The sequence below is a fragment of the Cobetia sp. cqz5-12 genome (genome assembly GCF_016495405.1).
Classification (GTDB): domain Bacteria; phylum Pseudomonadota; class Gammaproteobacteria; order Pseudomonadales; family Halomonadaceae; genus Cobetia.
The window spans coordinates 1,592,673-1,609,308 of record NZ_CP044522.1; the positions used below are offsets into that span (position 1 = coordinate 1,592,673).

The following is a 16,636-nucleotide window of genomic DNA, read 5'->3' on the forward strand; positions in this document are numbered from 1 at the left end:
AAGGAGGCGACATGCGCATGAATGGCACCCGCCGCCTCATTCCCACCCTGTGGGATCGGTTGCAGGACGATGCTCCGCATCAGGGAGAAGCCGCAGAGGAGCAACGCTTCGTCAGTCTCGACGAGTACAAGCGCACCATCGTGCGAGACCTCGAGATTCTGGTGAATACGCGCAGCGAATTGCTGGGAGGGCGCTTGAATGACTTTCCCGGGTTGCGTGGCACGGTGCTGGGCTTCGGTCTGCCGGACTTTCTCGGCCGAGGCCTGCACAGCAGTGAAGACCGCCGCTTGATCCAGCGTCAGCTGGAGTACGCCATCGAAAGCAATGACCGTCGCTTTCGCAACGTGCAGGTCAAGCTGCTGGACCAGGACGGCCAGGACCGCCTCTTGCGCTTTCGCGTCGAGACGCTCCTCGTCCTCAAGGATGCAACGCGGCAAGTGGCGTTCGATGCCGTGCTGCATGCCGACACTCAGCAATACAAAGTGCAGAACCTTTCCTGATGCTTGATGAACTGCTGCCTTATTACGAACAAGAAATCTCGCACCTGCGCTTTCTGGGCCGGGAGTTCGCACGTGAGTACCCCAAGATTGCCGCACGACTGCAATTGGAAGGCGACCACTGCGAAGACCCGCACACCGAGCGTCTGGTCGAGTCCTTCGCGTTCCTGTCGGCACGGGTTCACAAGAAGCTGGATGATGATCTGCCGGAAATCGTCGAGGCCTTCCTCGATGTGCTCTACCCCCATTACCTGCGACCGACGCCTTCGCTGTCGATCGCACAGCTCGAACCCGGTGAGCAGACCTCGCTGACCGGGCGCTATCAGGTCGCGCGGCACACCGAGATGTTCTCGCGTCCGGTGGAAGGTGTGGCCTGCCGTTTCCGTACCTGCTATCCGGTGGATGTGTGGCCGCTGCGCGTGGAAAGCGCCGGCTTCTCGCTGCTGGAACGCTCGGCCTTCAATGGTCGCGACAAGGACAGCGTCGCGCGACTGGATCTGGCCTTCGAGGCCTTGAACGACCAGTCGGTGGGAAGCTTCGGGATCGACCGCCTGCGCCTGTTCCTGGACGGCGAGGGTGCCCTGATGCACCCGATGTACGAACTGCTGTTCAACAACCTGACTCGCCTGAGCGTCAGCTTCGATGAAGGCGGGCAGCGTCGTGAAGTCTCGCTGCCGACGGATTCGCTCACGCCGGTCGGGTTCGCCCCCGAGGAGGGGCTGATCGACTACCCCGAGCGCTCCTTCCTCGGCTATCGCCTGCTGCACGAGTACTTCACCTTCCCCGACAAGTTCATGTTCTTCGATGTCGAAGGGCTGACACGTCTGTTGGCGCGCGCCAGCGGCACGCGTTTCGAACTGCACTTCCACTTCGCGGACTATGCGCTGGACGAGCGGCTGTCGCGGCTGTCCCAGAGTCTGGGACGCAATCATTTCCGTCTCGGCTGCACGCCGGTGATCAACCTGTTCGAGCGCCAGGCCGAGCCGATCCTGCTGACGCATACCCAGGCGGAATATCCGGTGGTGGCCGATGTGCGCAATCCGCACGGCGCCGAGGTGGTCTCGATCGACCGCGTCACGCGCGTACAGAAGACCGCTGAGCGCGATCACGTGCGCTATTGCCCGCCGTTCTTCGAGCCGCAGGGCAGTGCACCGTCACGCGAGACCAGCTACTGGCTGTCGCGGCGGGTGCCTTCCGCCCGTGAGCGGGATGCCGGCACCGAGCTGCTGCTACGTCTGGCGGACCGCGAGCTGAACGCCATCGACGCCACCAGCGACGTGCTGAGCCTCAAGCTGACCTGCAGCAATCGTGATCTGCCGCAGCGCTTGAGCTTCGGGCATCCGCGTGGCGATTTCACCCTGCCGCGCGAACAGGTGGTCAAGGCCATCCGCTGCCTGCGCAAGCCGACGCCCTCGGCACGGCCGCCGATGGGCAAGGGCGTCATCTGGCGCCTGATCTCGCATCTGTCGCTCAACCATCTCTCGCTGGTGGAGCGCGGCCGTGAGGCGCTGCTGGAAATGCTCTCGCTCTACAACTATCGCGACCTCGAAGCCACGCGTCGCCAGATCAACGGCATCGCCAGCATTCAGAGCGCGCCGGCGATGACGCGGATCGGGCATCCGCGCCCGGCCTTCGTGCGCGGGATCGGCATCACCCTGGAACTGGATGAACAGGAATTCATCGGTAGCGGCATCTGCGTGTTCGGCATGGTGCTGGATCACTTCTTCGGGCAGTACTGCTCGCTCAACAGTTTCACCCGGCTGACATTGCGCAGCCGCCAGCGCGAAAAGGACGTCGTGACATGGCCCGCCAGAACCGGCACTCAGCCCCTGGTCTGATCGACCAGGCGCGCGCTGAGCCATACCGGTTCAGCTTCTTTCAGCTCGTACGCTTGCTGCGGCTGCACTACAGCCGTGCCGGTCGTCTCGAACCCGAGCTGCGCCCGCACGAAGACCCGTTGCGGTTTCGCAGCCAGCTGTCGCTGAACTTCCCGGCCAGCGAAGTGAGTGACCTTGTCTTCGAGAGCGAGACGCTGCGTTCGCCCACCGACCAGCCGCTGACCCAGGTACAGGTCACCTTCATGGGGTTGGTCGGGCCGTCTGGCGTATTGCCGCGCCCGTACACCGAGACGCTGATCGATCGCCACGTGCAGCTGCGCGATGACGGCGCCCATGCCTTCTTCGATCTGTTCTCGCACCGCATGACGGCGCTGTTCTATCAGGCATGGCAAAAGTATCGCTTCCACGTCGAGTACGAGCGGCGGGGGCAGGCCGATATCGAGCGCCAGTTGCACGCGCTGTGTGGCCTGTCGGGTGCCTCGGCCGAGCTGTTGTTTGCTCCGCAGGCGCCGTTGGCAGTGCCTGCCGCCAGGACGTCAGTCGAGGCGCTGGAGGTGGATGAGAACCGCGACAACGCGGCACCCAGCTGGGGCATTGGCAGTCAGAGCCGTGACAACCACGGCACTGACGAGCAGCGCGCCGGCAGCCGCGAGCTGCCGCGTGAGCTGTTTTCCTTCTTTGCCGGGTTGCTCGGGCAGCGGCCCCGCAATCAGCAGAATCTCGAGACATTGCTGGGCGTGTTCTTCGGTGTGCCCTGCCAGGTGAATCCGTTTCAGGGCCGCTGGCTCGACATCAGCGAGCCGGAACTGACGCGCCTGGGGCAGGCAAACGCGCGTCTCGGCCAGAGCGCCGTGGCCGGCAAGCGTGCCTGGGACTACCAGTCCTGCCTGCGCATGGTCGTTGGCCCCCTGCGCCTGGCGGACTTCCGCCGTTTTCTGCCCGGGGGTGAAGACCACCTGCGCATGACGGAATTGATCCGTTTCTATGTCGGGCCGGAGCTCGATTTCGAGCTGGAATTGCAGCTCGACCCCAGTGAAGTCCCGCCGGCCCGCCTGGGAGGTGCCAGCGGCATCTCGCTGGGTCGCCTGGGCTGGCTGGGCCAGACACCACGCAGCACCTCGGGAAGTGTGCTGTTACGAATCCCCTTCGATGGAGTGACCCCGTGAGTCTCAAGACGCTATTCGCCAAGCTCAATGATGTCAGCCGCGGTGCCATGGAAGAGGCGGCGGGTCTGTGCCTTGCCAAGCGCCAGTATGAAGTCGATGTCGAGCATCTGCTGATCAAGCTGCTGGATGGCGATGACAACGACCTGCTGCGCATCGCGCGTCACTACTCGCTGGGCCTGGACCAACTCGCCGATCAGCTGGATCGCTCGCTGGAGCGCCTGAAGACGGGCAGCACCGCGACGCCGGCACTCTCACCGCATATCACGCGGCTGATCGAGAAGGCCTGGTTGATCGCCTCCATCGACCACGAAGTCGCGCATATCCGCAGCGGGCACCTGTTGCTGGCGCTGCTGGAGGACCCGGAGCTGGCGCGCGTGATCCGAAGCGACATGCCAGGTCTCGAGAATCCTTTCGAGCGCATCGATGTCGCTGACCTGCGCCTGCATTTCACCAGCCTGTTGGCCGCCAGTCCGGAAGCCGAGCTTTCGCAATCAACGCCGCCAGCCGCGAGCAGCGGCGGGCAGACGGCAGGTGAGGGTGGTGCCAGCGCACGTCCGGGCAGTCACAAGACCCCGGCGCTGGATCAATACACCATCGACCTGACCGCCAGTGCGCGTGACGGCAACATCGACCCGATCCTGGGGCGCGATGATGAAGTGCGCCAGATGATCGACATCCTGACGCGTCGTCGTCAGAACAACCCGATCCTCACCGGCGAGGCGGGAGTCGGCAAGACAGCGGTGGTGGAAGGTCTGGCGCAGAAGATCGTCGCTGGCGAAGTGCCCGCACCGCTGGCACGTGTCGAGCTGCGCACCCTGGACCTCGGCCTGCTGCAGGCCGGCGCCAGCGTGAAGGGCGAATTCGAGCAGCGCCTGAAGGACGTGATCGAGGAAGTGAAGCGCAGCCTGCATCCCATCATCCTGTTCATCGATGAAGCCCACACTCTGATCGGCAGTGGCGGTCAGGCAGGCCAGAACGATGCCGCCAACCTGCTCAAGCCCGCGCTGGCGCGTGGCGAGCTGCGCACCATCGCCGCCACCACCTGGGCCGAGTACAAGAAGTACTTCGAGAAGGACGCCGCCCTGGCGCGTCGCTTCCAGGTGATCAAGGTCGAGGAGCCGGCCGAGCCGCAGGCCATCGACATGCTGCGCGGGCTGGCGACGCGCATGCGCGATCATCACAAGGTCGAGATTCTCGATGACGCCATCGTGCAGGCGGTGCGTCTCTCCAGCCGCTATATCACCGGCCGTCAGCTGCCGGACAAGGCGGTCAGCGTGCTGGATACCGCCTGCGCGCGTGTCGCGCTGGGCCAGCAGACCACGCCGGCACCGCTGCAAGATGCCCGTCAGCGCCTGCGCGATCTGGAGGCCGAGCGGGAAGCGCTGGCCCGGGAACACGAGCGCGGCGATGACAGTCATGCCCCGCGTCTGGACGAGATCGACACGGAAGTACTGGCCATCACTGCTCAGGTCACGGCGCTGGAAGCCGACTGGACGCGTCAGCGTGAGGCCGTCGAGGCAGTGCTCAAGGCCGACGCCGCTCTGAACGAGGTGAATGACAAGAGCAATGATGAGGGCAGCGACGCGGCCAATGACGCGGCCCGTGAAAGCGCACTGGAAGAACTGCGCGCTGCGCGTGCGGTGCTGGAAGAGGCCGGTGGCGAGGCACCGCTGGTGCACGCCTGTGTCGATGGCAACGCCATCGGCGAGGTCGTCGCCGCCTGGACCGGCATCCCGCTGGGCAAGATGCAGCGTGACGAGATCGACACCGTGCGTCGTCTGCCGGCGCTGTTGGGCGAGCGCGTACTGGGCCAAGGCCACGCCCTGGAAGAGATCGGCAAGCGCATCAGCCTGTCACGCGCCAAGCTCGAAGACCCGAACAAGCCGATCGGTGTCTTCATGCTGCTCGGCCCGAGTGGTGTCGGCAAGACCGAAACCGCGCTGGCCCTCGCCGACACCCTGTATGGCGGGGAGCGCAATCTGATCACCATCAACATGTCCGAGTACCAGGAAGCCCACACCGTCTCTTCGCTGAAAGGCTCGCCGCCCGGCTATGTCGGCTATGGCGAAGGCGGCGTGCTGACTGAAGCCGTGCGTCGCAAGCCGTACAGCGTGGTGCTGCTCGATGAAGTCGAGAAGGCGCACCCGGACGTGCTGGAAGTCTTCTTCCAGGTGTTCGACAAGGGCGTGATGGATGACGGGGAAGGGCGCGAGATCGACTTCCGCAACTGCGTCATCCTGCTGACCTCCAACGTCGGCACCGACGAGATCATGAACCGTTGCCTGGGCGTGGCGACGCCGCCGGCGCCCGAGGCGCTGGTCGAGGGCCTGCGCGATACCTTGAATGGTGTCTTCAAGCCGGCCTTCCTCGGCCGTCTCAAGGTCGTGCCGTACTACCCGGTGCACAGCGACATCCTGGCACGCATCGTCGACCTCAAGCTGTCGCGTCTGGCCGCGCGCTTCACGCGCAATCACGGCGCCCATCTGAGCTTCGACTCATCGCTTGCGCATCATATCGCCGAGCGTTGCACCCAGACCGACAGTGGTGCACGCAGCATCGACCATCTGCTCAGCGGTTCGATGATGCCGCCGCTGGTGGAGTGGGTACTGGAGCGCATGGCCGATCAGCAGCCGGTGGGTGACATCCGCATCGCGTTGGATGACGCCGGCCAGTTCACCTACGAGATGCAGTGAGGAAGCCCACATGTCATTCCGGGGATATCACGTGAAGGCTGAGCGCCGATCCACGTCACTGCGTTCGCGCCATTGGCTGCCGGTCATGCTGTGCGCCAGCCTGCTGCTCGGCGGCTGCGGGGTCGGCAGCCGTCTTGGCCAGCAGATGGATGGCACGGTGGGCGACATCCTGTTCAGCCAGGACGAGACGGTCGCCTTCACCCTCGATGCCGATGAATCACTCAATCCGGATGTCGACGAGGCGTCGCTGTCGGTGGTGGTGCGCATCTATCAGTTGGATGCGCGTGAAGCCTTCGCCAGCGCCTCGCCCGATGGCCTGTGGGATCACGCCGACAAGGTACTGGGCGACACGCTGCTGGATACCCGCGAAGTGGTGATGGTGCCGGGCGGGCATGTCGTGGATGAGGCGCCGCTGAAGCCGGGCGCGCGTTACGTGGCGGTCGCGGCCTATTTCCGCCAGACCCCGGACGCGCGCTGGCGCGTGCTGTTCGACGCCGATGCGATGCGCAAGGACGGCCTGTTCACCTCACCGGACGGTGTCGAACTGACCCTGATCGATCACTACATCACGGTGGCGCCCGACAGCGAAGACCTGCTGGCGACGGCGACCCAGCCCTGACACCCGGGGCATGAACCGCGTGGCTGACACGTCACGGGCGACACCGGACGGACTTTATAAAGGATGGATTCGTGAGCAAGCATAATCGCGTGAGGTGGTCCGAGGGCATGTTCCTGCTGCCCCAGCACTTCCAGTATCAGGATGAGTATCACCAATGGCAGCTCGGCGAAGCCAGCACGCGCAGCGGGCCCTTTGCCTTTGGCGTGCAGCGTCTGGAAATCGATGAAAGCGCGCTGGCCCAGGGCCGCCTGCAGCTCAGCCGCCTCAAGCTGGTCTTCCCCGACGGCACGCTGTTCGATGCACCGCAGCACGATAGCCTGCCGCGGGCGCGCGACCTGGGTGAACTGGCCGGCCACAGCGAGATCAAGGTGCACGCTGCGCTGAGCCTGGTACAACCCTACGCCGGCAATGTGCAGGAAGATGAGCAGCAGCGCGGTGCCCGTCGCCGCTTTCGTCAGCGTTTCGACTCCCTGCCGGACTTGCTGGACGGCGATGGCGAGAACGAGCTGAGCCTGCTGGAACTCAATGTGCGTCTGTTGCTGGAAGGCGATGACCTGGAAGGCAGCACGCATTGTCCGCTGGCCGTGCTGACGCGCAATGCCGCCGGTGGGTTCTCCGTCTCGCCGCGCTTCGTGCCGCCCGCGCTGCACCTCTCGAGCAGCGAGACGCTGATGGCCATGGGCCAGCGCCTGGCCGGCATGCTGCAGGCCAAGCACGAGACCTTGTCAGGCCGTCGCCGCGAACGCGCCGATCAGGTCGCGGAATTCGGTTCAAGCGACGTGGCGCTGTTCTGGCTGCTGCATACGGTCAATCGTGCCTACCCGGCGCTGGCGCATCTGCTACAACACCCGCAGCAGCATCCCGAGAAGCTCTACACCTTCCTGTCGGACCTGGTCGCGAGCCTGATGACCTTCTCGATGGATTACCGCCTGAGTGACCTGCCGACGTACCGCCATGAAGACCCGGTCCAGTCATTGACGACGCTGGAAACCATGGCGCGCGAGCTGCTGGACACCGTAGTGCCCAACCAGTACATCCCCATCGCGCTGGAACAGACCAAGCCGTCCTACTACATCGCCCATCTGCACGATGCGCGTCTGGTGGATGCCGACTTCTATATCAGCGTGCATGCCGACATGCCCGGCGCCAAGTTGCTGGAGCTGGTGCCGCGTGCCTTCAAGGTCGGCTCGCCGGATGACATCGAAGTGGTGGTCAACAGCGCCATGCCCGGCGGCTCGCTGGTGCATGCCTCGCGTCTGCCCACCGCGATCCCGTCGCGCCTCGATAATCACTATTTCGCGCTGGAACCCCAGGGGCGCATGTACGAACGCATGATGGCCGCTCAGGCCATCGCCTTCTATGTGCCCGGCGGCTTCCACAACCTCAAGATTGAATTGATGGCGGTGCTGAAATGAACCAGTACACGGCAACCCGGCCGAATGACGCTGCCCAGACCGGCAGTGCCCAGTCTGGCAGTGACCACCCTGGCAGTGCTCAGCCCAATGGCGCAGCGGCGGATACGCGTCTGCGTACGCTGTCCCAGGACTTCTTCTCGCTGATCCTGATGATTCGTCGCGGTAGTGAAGCGCGCAACGTCGATGAATTCCTGACCCGTGTCGCCGACTACTTCCGTGAGCTGGAAGCCCAGGCGCTGGCCGTCGGTTACAGCATGGACCAGGTGCGTGACGCCCAGTACGCGCTGTGCGCCTTTCTCGATGAAAGCGTGCTGGGCGCCGGCGCCAGCAACATTCGCCAGCACCTGGAACTGCACCCGCTGCAGTACACCTATTTCGGGGTGCATCTGGCCGGTGAAGGCTTCTTCGAGCGCCTCGAGGCACTGCGTACCGACGTCAAGGCCAACCTGGACGTGCTGGAGGTCTATCACCTGTGTCTGGCGCTGGGCTTCGAGGGCAAGTTCCGCCTCGAACACCGTGATCAGCTGCGCTACGTGGCCAGCACCCTGGGCCAGGATATCGCGCGCTATCGCCAGTCTTCCGCCGTGCTGTCGCCGGGTTGGCAGCTGCCTGACCAGGTGGGCCAGCTGCTGCGTTACGAAATTCCGGTGTGGGTCTACCTGTTGTTGATCGCGCTTTGCTGTGGCGCGGTCTATCTGGTGCTCGACAACCTGCTGGATGCTCAGGTCACGGCGCTCATCGAGCGACTGTCGTCCCTGTTCGCAACGACATGAGGCGTGACTGAATGAAACGGGTGCTGGGTTTCCTCAAGAGTTTCTGGCTGGCGTCGTCACTGCTGTGGCTGGCCGGTGTCGTGCTGTGTGTCTGGTGGGTGCCGCGTCTGGGTGGCTCGCTGGAACGTCTCGCGATCGCCGTGGCCCTGCTGACCGCGGTATGGCTGCTGGCCATCGTGCTGCGCAAGTATCGCAAGGTGCGCGCCGAGCGTGATCTGGAAGACCTCGTCCAGCTGGAAGTGGACCGCGAAGCCGCGGATGCCGCCACCGAAGCCGGCGACTACGAAGTGCTGCGTGAGCGTCTCAAGTCGGCGCTGCGCATGCTGCGGGCCCAGCGTGGGCTGCACAAGGGGGGCAGTGCCTCGCTCAGCGATCTGCCCTGGTATCTGGTGCTGGGCCTGTCGTCCTCCGGCAAGACCTCGCTGCTGACACGCTCGGGCTTGAGTTCCAGCGTGGCGGGACTGGGCGGCGACTCCGGCACCCAGTACTGCGACTGGTACTTCGGCAATGACGCCCTGATGATCGACACCGCCGGGCGCTACGTCGCCGAGGAACAGCCGGCGCGTGCCTTCAGTGACTTCCTGCGTCTGCTGGCGCGTCGCCGGCGCGGTGCGCCCATCAATGGCCTGGTGGTCGTGGTTGACCTGCCGGCATTGCTGCATGCACCGCGCGACGAGAACCACGCGCTGGCACGCCAGCTGATCGAGCGCATCAATGACTTCCGCGATGCGCTGGATGCCTCGCCGCCGGTCTACCTGATGTTCACCAAGGCCGACCAGCTGCCGGGCTTCACCGCCGCCTTCAATACCCTGGACAGCGATGCCCGCCATGCGCCGTGGGGCATGACGTTCTCGGTGGCCGAGGCACGCCAGAAGGGCGTCGTGGCAGCCTTTTCCAGACACTTCCCCGAGATGGTGGCGGGGCTGCGCGGCCATGTGGAAGCGGCCCTGCGTGAGCGTGGTCAGCAGGCGGACAGCGAGCTTTTGCACTTCCCGGAATACATTGCCGAGATGGAAGGCCTGCTGGCCGACTTCCTCGAGCCCTTCGATCTGCGTCGCAACAGCGCGCGTGGGCCGCTGACGCGCGGCATCTATTTCACCAGTGCCTTGCAGGATGGCAGCGCAATGCCGGCGATCCTCGATGAGCAGGTCCGTCAGGGCTTCGCACTCAAGGAGCCGAGTGCCGCCCAGTCCGCGACAGCGGCGAGTGCCGCCGTCGGCGATCGTCCCTATTTCGTCGGCGGTGTCTTCCGCGACGTGATGATTCCGGACCGCAACCTGGTGCGTCACTACGCACGCGATGGCCAGGGCCGCTCCCTGAACCCGTTGTTGATCGGCGTGGGCGGGGTGGCAGGTGCGGTGACGCTGGGTCTGCTTGGCAACGCCTATTACCAGAGCCGTATCAGTCTCGAGGCCGTCGATGCGCAACTGACGTCGCTTGACGGTGCCGTGACGCCGAGCGTGCAGCTCGATCTGCTCCACGACGAGCTGTCGCGCGTGCGACAGGCCCGTGAAGACGGTGGCTTGCCCTGGTATCAGCACATGGGGCTGGATGGCGGCGAGCGCCTGGGCACCACGCTCGAGGCTCGCTACTTCGCGACCCTCAAGCAGCAGGTACTGGCGCCGTTGGCGGAAGATCTCGATGCACGTCTGCGGGCGGTCGGTCGCCTGGCGGTGTCGCTGGGCATCGTCTCCGAGTCTGCCTCGCTGCAGGCCATGGGCGGGGAGAGCGCGTCCGAGGCCGGGGCCTCCGATGTGCTGATCGAAGATGGCAAGTCACTGTTGACCTCCAGCGGTGAGCGCCTGCGTCAGCGCCTGACCGAGCGCCCGACGCTGGGCAGCGTGCCGCGCTCGCCAGGCGAACTGGCCAGCCAGCTCAAGGGCGAGGCGGATTATCGCCTGCGCGGTGGCGTCAATGACGCCTACTGGAGCACACGCCAGCAGGGTCGTGAGGCGCTGCGCGACAAGGCAGACGCCCTGCGTGGCTCGCCTGCGGGGTTCGGCGGTGATGGCACGGTGCCGGGAGACGGTGGCCCGGCCGAGGGGGGCATGCCCGGCGGGCCTGCCTTCTCGAGTGAAGTGCTCAACCAGCTGACGCCGGAACAGGTCGCCGGTCTCATCGATGCCTACGATGCGCTCAAGCTGTATCTGATTCTGAGTGACCCCGTCGCGCACCCGGACGTCGCCTTCGTGCGTGAAGCCTTGCCGCGTGCCTGGCATCAGCTGGCCGACAGCCGTCGTCAGGTGCCGGGCGGCGATCAGCGCATTGCCGACAACGTCGCGCTTTACAGCGAATATCTGGCGCAGGGCAAGGCGCCTGCACTGGTGCGCGATGAGGACCGCGTGGCGCGTTCACGCCGTGATCTCAAGGCCTTCCTGCTCGACAACTCGCCGGCGGAGCGTGAATACCTGCGTCTGCGTCTGGCGGCCGAAGCCCGTTTCCCGTCGATGACCCTGTCGGTGATGCTGCCGGATGAGGGCGCACGCGGCCTGCTGTATGCCGGGGAATCGGTGCCGGCCTTCTTCACGCGCCGTGTGTGGGACGAATTCGTGCGCCCCGAGTTGCTCAAGACGCTGAGTTCGGACCTGCCGGTGGAGCATGACTGGGTACTGGAAGACGAGAACCCCGATGCGGCCCAGGGCAAGAGCGAATTCGCCGCGACCATTCTGGCCCACTACAAGCGTGACTACGCCGAGGCCTGGGAGCGCTTCTTGGCCGATGTCGGGGTGCGTCGCTTCGAAGGACTGGCGCTCTCGCGTCAGCGTCTGGCGCGCTTCAGCGATTACCAGCGTTCACCGCTCAAGACACTGATGGCCGTCGTGGATGACAACACGCGCTGGGACAGCCGTGATGCCGAGGCCCGCAAGGCGCCGCAGCCGCAAGCCGAAGGTGATGCCTCCGCACCGGCCTCCGAGTCGGCAGGCATGTGGGACCAGACAGTGGCGTGGCTGGAAGGCAGTGGCGCCGAGGTGGCCGAAAGTGCCGGCGTGATGCAGGGGCTGCCCCGTGTTCACGATGGGAAGCTTGCGGACCACTTCGCGCCGGTCGCCAGCCTGTTCGCCCAGGATGAAGGTCAGGGCGGTGACGCCTCGGTGATGAATCGCTATCAGCTGCGCCTGCGTCAGCTCAAGGTGCGCCTCGACGGCCTCGAGCGTGGCGATGTCGGCAAGCGCACCAAGCAGCTGCTGGCCGAGATGATCGGCGGCAAGCCCAATGAAATCTCGGCGGCCCGTGACTATGTCGCCGCCAATGTCGATACCTCGCAGGAACCGCTGGTGCAGTCGCTTCAGCGTCTGTTCCGTGCGCCCATCGATTACTCCGTGGCCAGTCTGCAGGGACCGGTGGCCTCACAGCTGGCCGCCGCCTGGGGTGAGCAGGTCGTCTCGCCGTGGCATCGCATGGTCAGTGGCCGTTATCCGGTGAGTGACTCCGGCAATGAGACCTCGGTGCGTGATCTGCGTCAGTTCATCGACCCCGATACCGGTCTGCTGACCCGCTTCGACAATGAAGAAGTCGGCAATCTGGAAGAGGGCGAACAGGACGGCACGCCGCTGGTAGACCCCAAGATCACCGCCACCATCACCAAGGGCACGGCAGTGGGCCGGGTGCTGGAGAGTCTGGCGGATGTGGAGAACGGTTTCGAGATCATGATCCGGCCTTCCTCCCGGCTGATCTCGATCCAGCTGACACTGGATGGCCAGCAGCAGGTGTACCGCAATGGTCGTCAACACTGGCAGCGCTTCGTCTGGCCGGGCGACCCGGAAGTCTCCGGCGCGCGACTGGATGTGGTGACACGGGATGGCCGCCGCATCACGGTCTTCAACTTCCCCAATCGCTGGAGTCTGTTGAAGCTGATCGAATCCGCGGACGTGACCGATCTGGATACCGCCCGTCAGCGCTTCACCTGGTACACCCCGGTCGGCCCGGTGAGCTTCGAGGCGCGCAACTTCGGTGGCGTGAAGCTGACGGACCTCAAGCAGGTGCGCAACCTGTCGATGCCTTCGGTCGCCGGGAGATGACCGCATGATCGGCTTCTTCGGCAAGCTGCCCGGCAGCGCGGACTTCATCGCCCATCACGCGGGCCACAAGGACATCCGGGAACTGGATGGCTGGTGGCAGCGGGCGCTGAATCGCATGGCGGAGCGCGACGAAGACTGGCAGGCACGCTTCGACGCCTTGCCGCTGTGCTTCTTTCACTACCGCGCCAGCGGTGGGGCCTGGTTGATGGGCGTCATGTCGCCCTCGCAGGACGCCTCCGGGCGACGCTACCCGCTGCTGGTCTTCCAGCGGCTGGCCGTCTCGCCGGTGGTGGAAGGCTGTGTCGGGGTGCATACCCTCGGCGAGACCTTCGCGGGGCAGGTGCGGGAGTTGCTGCGCGATGTGATGCATTGCGCAGACCCCCAGCAGGCGCAGGAGCGTCTGCTGGCGGGGATCGAGGCGCTGCGCCCGCTGGATGATTCCGATCTCAAGCTGCATCGGCGTCTGTTCGCACGCTTTCTGGAAGACGTGCGCTATGGAGACCTCACGCGTGCATTGGCCAGTGGCTTTCCCGATGTGAGTGCCAGCAGATTGACCCGCGACATGCAGGCATTGCGTCGACAGTCGTCAGCCAGGCATGGCCAACGGGGGCATGTGGCGTTGCCGCTGCCACCGGAGCGCGCGCTGAAGCGTCCGGCTGCGGACCTGTGGCTGCACTGGCTGGAGCATGACAATGGCGCGCCGGGGCACATCAGCGTGATCGTCGACGACTTCATGCGCCCGACGCTCGTGCGCTTCACGCGCGATGACCAGGAAGCACTGCGCATCCTGGCCGAGTCGGCCCCCGAGGCACTTGGTGGCTGGCGCCTGCTCGGAAGCGCGCAGGGCGAGGTGGCTCAGATAGCGGGGCCGTCAGCAGATCAGATATCAGTGGCGGCGCAGACGCTGGGCATGGGGGCTTACCTGCTCGCATTGAATGACAGCGCCGCGCTGGAAGATGGCGCCGCACTTGCAGGTGGCGCTGCGCTTGCAGACGACGTCGCTGCGGCCGACAAGGCGGGGCAGCCAGCCACACACCCGGGCAGTGCAGAGATGGCATACGGCGACATATCCAAGGATGAATCGGCACCGACATGAACAAGCTAAAGCTCCACGTTCTCAAGTACTACATCCTCAAATACCGCCCGTATTGGTTGGGCGTGCTGTTCTTCCTGGGCATCTTCCTGATCTGGGGCGTCGGTGTGAGCTTGGGCTACCCGTCACTGGATAGCCTGCTGGTCGGCATTCTGGCATTCCTCGTCGCCTCCGCCCTCTATCTGTTGCTGCTCTACCGTGGGGTGGGCGAGCGTCAGGACGTCGAGTCATTGCTGATCCAGAACGCCGATGACGCCGTGCTCAGTGCCGCGCCCCAGGACCGCGAGGAAGTCAGCCTGCTGCGCGAGCGCCTGCTGGCGGCGCTGGACCGTATGCGCAAGAGTGCCAGCGAGAAGCGTAGTGGCTGGTTCACCCGTCAGGGGGACGTGCTCTATACGCTGCCCTGGTATCTGGTGATCGGTCAGCCTGCGGTGGGCAAGAGCACGCTGGTCTCGCGCTCAGGGCTGGATTTCCCCTTCGCGGAGCGCGAAAGCGCACGTGTCGCGGGCATCGGCGGCACCCGTCACTGTGACTGGTTCTTCAGCAGTGAGGCCGTGCTGCTGGATACCGCAGGGCGTTACGTCAGCTCCGAGGAGGAAGTCGGCAAGTGGCGTGCCTTCCTCGACATGCTGCGTCGCTATCGTCCGCGTCAGCCGCTCAACGGGTTGATCGTCGCGGTCAGCATCGATGAAGTGCTCCAGAACCGCCATGACGTCGAGGCCCTGGCACATCAGCTGCGCGAGCGTATCCAGGAAAGCTACGAGCGTCTCGGTGCGGCACTGCCCATCTACCTGGTGTTCACCAAGAGCGACCACATTCCCGGCTTTCGCGAGTTTCATGCTCAGCTGGCCCCGGCGCAGCGCGATGAAGTGCTGGGCATGAGTTTCCCGCACCAGGGCTATGCCGAGGCGGATTGGCGTACTCGTTTCAGTGAGGCGATGACTCGTCTGGTGGCACGTTGTGCGGGTACCGGTGAGCGCTGTCTGGTGGAGGGTGACATCGTGCGCACCCGCGAGGCACCGGCGGCGGTGGAATTCCCGCGTGAGCTGGAAGCGCTGGCTCCGCACCTGACCGATTTCGTCACCGAGCTGCTCAGGGTCAATCCCTATCAGGCGGCACCGCTGTTGCGCGGCTTCTACTTCACCAGCGCGCTCTCCGAGGGGCAGGCCAGCACGGCCGCCCACGGGCGTAACGTGGCGTCACGCTTCGCCGTTACCGAGCGTCATGCGCCGGGCCATCAGGATGGCAAGCCACTGTTCGTCTCGGGGCTGTTCTCACGAGTGGTGCTGCCGGACCAGCACCTGGTCGGCCTTTATGGCGGTGCCAACCTGCAGCGTCGGCGTCAGCTGCGTTGGGTGTGGCTGGCGCTGGCGCTCGCCGCGGCCATGTGCCTGGCGTGGGCGGTGTCCTTCACCGCCAATACCCGGGAGCTGGGGGCGCTGGATCAGGCATTGGATGCCGCCTACGAGGAGGATGCCGGCGAGCCGAATGCCTATGCCCAGTGGGCGACGCTGGATGCCCTGCGTGACAGCGCGGCCCGCTACGACAGCCGTCATCACGAGAGTGGCGTGCCCTGGTCGCTCGGCTTCGGGCTCTATGAAGGCGAGACGCTGGAACCTGAGCTGCGCGATGTCTATTTCGGCGCGCTGCGGCAGACGATGCTGGTGCCGATCGCCAGCAACCTCAACCAGTCGCTGTTCATGCTGCCGACCATCAGCGTGCATGACCGCGAGGATGGCCCGCGCGAGACCGATATCCATGTCCCGGGAGTCGAGGACCACGCCCAGCCGCGTGACAACTCGGCCCAGGCGCTGGCGGACTTCGGCAACAGTACCCTGAAGACCTACCTGTCCCTGTCGCGCACGCCGCGCGAGGACATCGAACCGGACTGGCTGCGTAGCGAGATGCCGGTCTACTGGTATCCGGCCATCACCCAGGGGGAGGATATGCCGCGCGACAGTCGTGATCTGGAATATGCCAGCCGTCAGGTCAATTTCTATGCCGAGCAGGTCGTGCGCCCGGACGTGCCGCGTCTGGAAGACAACACCTTCCTGGTGTCATCCAGTCGCAACTACATCGATGGCCTGCTGGACCGCTCCCTGAGCACCGTCGAGACCATCACACTGGAATCCGACACCCTGTTCGCCTTCGGGCGTGCGGATTACTCGGGGCTGCAGGGCGAGGGGCAGCGTCAGCTGAATGCCATCGCCGAACGACTTTCCAATACGCCGAACCTGGGGCGCATCACCATCACCGGCCACGCCGACCCGATCGGGTCCGCCACTGCCAACCGTCGGATCTCGCTGCAGCGCGCCGAGACCGTGCGCACCTATCTGGTGGGCAAGGGGCTGCCGGGTGAGCTGATCGGCGCGGAAGGGGCCGGCAGTGATCGTCCGCTGGTCAAGTGCGATGGCGAGATGTCGCGCACCGACAAGATCGCCTGTCTGGCGCCCAATCGTCGTGTCGAGATTGAAGTGCGTGCGCTGAACTGATGCGCCTGCGCTGAACCGTTTTCACTTTGCC

General features: G+C 65.0%; 10 protein-coding genes. All 10 read left to right on the forward strand.

Annotated features, from left to right (window positions below):
• Window positions 1–11 precede the first annotated feature (11 nt).
• The 10 genes from tssE (at window position 12) to tssM (ending at window position 16,605) form a co-directional block, all read left to right on the forward strand.
• The gene (gene tssE, locus F8A90_RS06835) at window positions 12–500 is read left to right on the forward strand and encodes a type VI secretion system baseplate subunit TssE (protein WP_233593521.1); all 489 of its coding nucleotides are present in this window, start codon (window positions 12–14) and stop codon (window positions 498–500) included.
• A complete protein-coding gene (tssF, locus tag F8A90_RS06840; RefSeq protein ID WP_200019492.1) occupies window positions 500–2,335 on the forward strand; it encodes a type VI secretion system baseplate subunit TssF in 1,836 nt (611 codons plus the stop codon). Before tssE ends, tssF begins: the two co-directional genes overlap by 1 nt.
• Window positions 2,299–3,501 (forward strand): type VI secretion system baseplate subunit TssG, encoded by a 1,203-nt coding sequence (gene tssG, locus F8A90_RS06845; protein ID WP_200019493.1) that lies wholly within the window; start codon window positions 2,299–2,301, stop codon window positions 3,499–3,501. The genes tssF and tssG overlap by 37 nt, the downstream gene beginning before the upstream one ends.
• Window positions 3,498–6,194 (forward strand): type VI secretion system ATPase TssH, encoded by a 2,697-nt coding sequence (gene tssH, locus F8A90_RS06850; protein WP_200019494.1) that lies wholly within the window; start codon window positions 3,498–3,500, stop codon window positions 6,192–6,194. Before tssG ends, tssH begins: the two co-directional genes overlap by 4 nt.
• Before the next feature lie 10 nt (window positions 6,195–6,204).
• Window positions 6,205–6,813 carry a type VI secretion system lipoprotein TssJ gene (tssJ, locus tag F8A90_RS06855; protein ID WP_200019495.1) on the forward strand — a complete coding sequence of 203 codons (609 nt, stop codon included), beginning with the start codon at window positions 6,205–6,207 and terminating at the stop codon, window positions 6,811–6,813.
• Window positions 6,814–6,884: 71 nt separating this feature from the next.
• A complete protein-coding gene (tssK, locus tag F8A90_RS06860; RefSeq protein ID WP_200019496.1) occupies window positions 6,885–8,228 on the forward strand; it encodes a type VI secretion system baseplate subunit TssK in 1,344 nt (447 codons plus the stop codon).
• On the forward strand, window positions 8,225–9,001 hold the full coding sequence (gene icmH, locus F8A90_RS06865; protein WP_200019497.1) for a type IVB secretion system protein IcmH/DotU: 777 nt from the start codon (window positions 8,225–8,227) through the stop codon (window positions 8,999–9,001). The genes tssK and icmH overlap by 4 nt, the downstream gene beginning before the upstream one ends.
• An 11-nt stretch (window positions 9,002–9,012) precedes the next feature.
• Complete coding sequence (locus F8A90_RS06870; protein ID WP_200019498.1) at window positions 9,013–13,020, forward strand: type VI secretion protein IcmF/TssM N-terminal domain-containing protein; 4,008 nt, start codon at window positions 9,013–9,015, stop codon at window positions 13,018–13,020.
• Between the two features lie 4 nt (window positions 13,021–13,024).
• The gene (gene tagF, locus F8A90_RS06875; protein ID WP_200019499.1) at window positions 13,025–14,116 is read left to right on the forward strand and encodes a type VI secretion system-associated protein TagF; all 1,092 of its coding nucleotides are present in this window, start codon (window positions 13,025–13,027) and stop codon (window positions 14,114–14,116) included.
• A complete protein-coding gene (tssM, locus tag F8A90_RS06880) occupies window positions 14,113–16,605 on the forward strand; it encodes a type VI secretion system membrane subunit TssM (protein WP_200019500.1) in 2,493 nt (830 codons plus the stop codon). The genes tagF and tssM overlap by 4 nt, the downstream gene beginning before the upstream one ends.
• Window positions 16,606–16,636 lie beyond the last annotated feature (31 nt).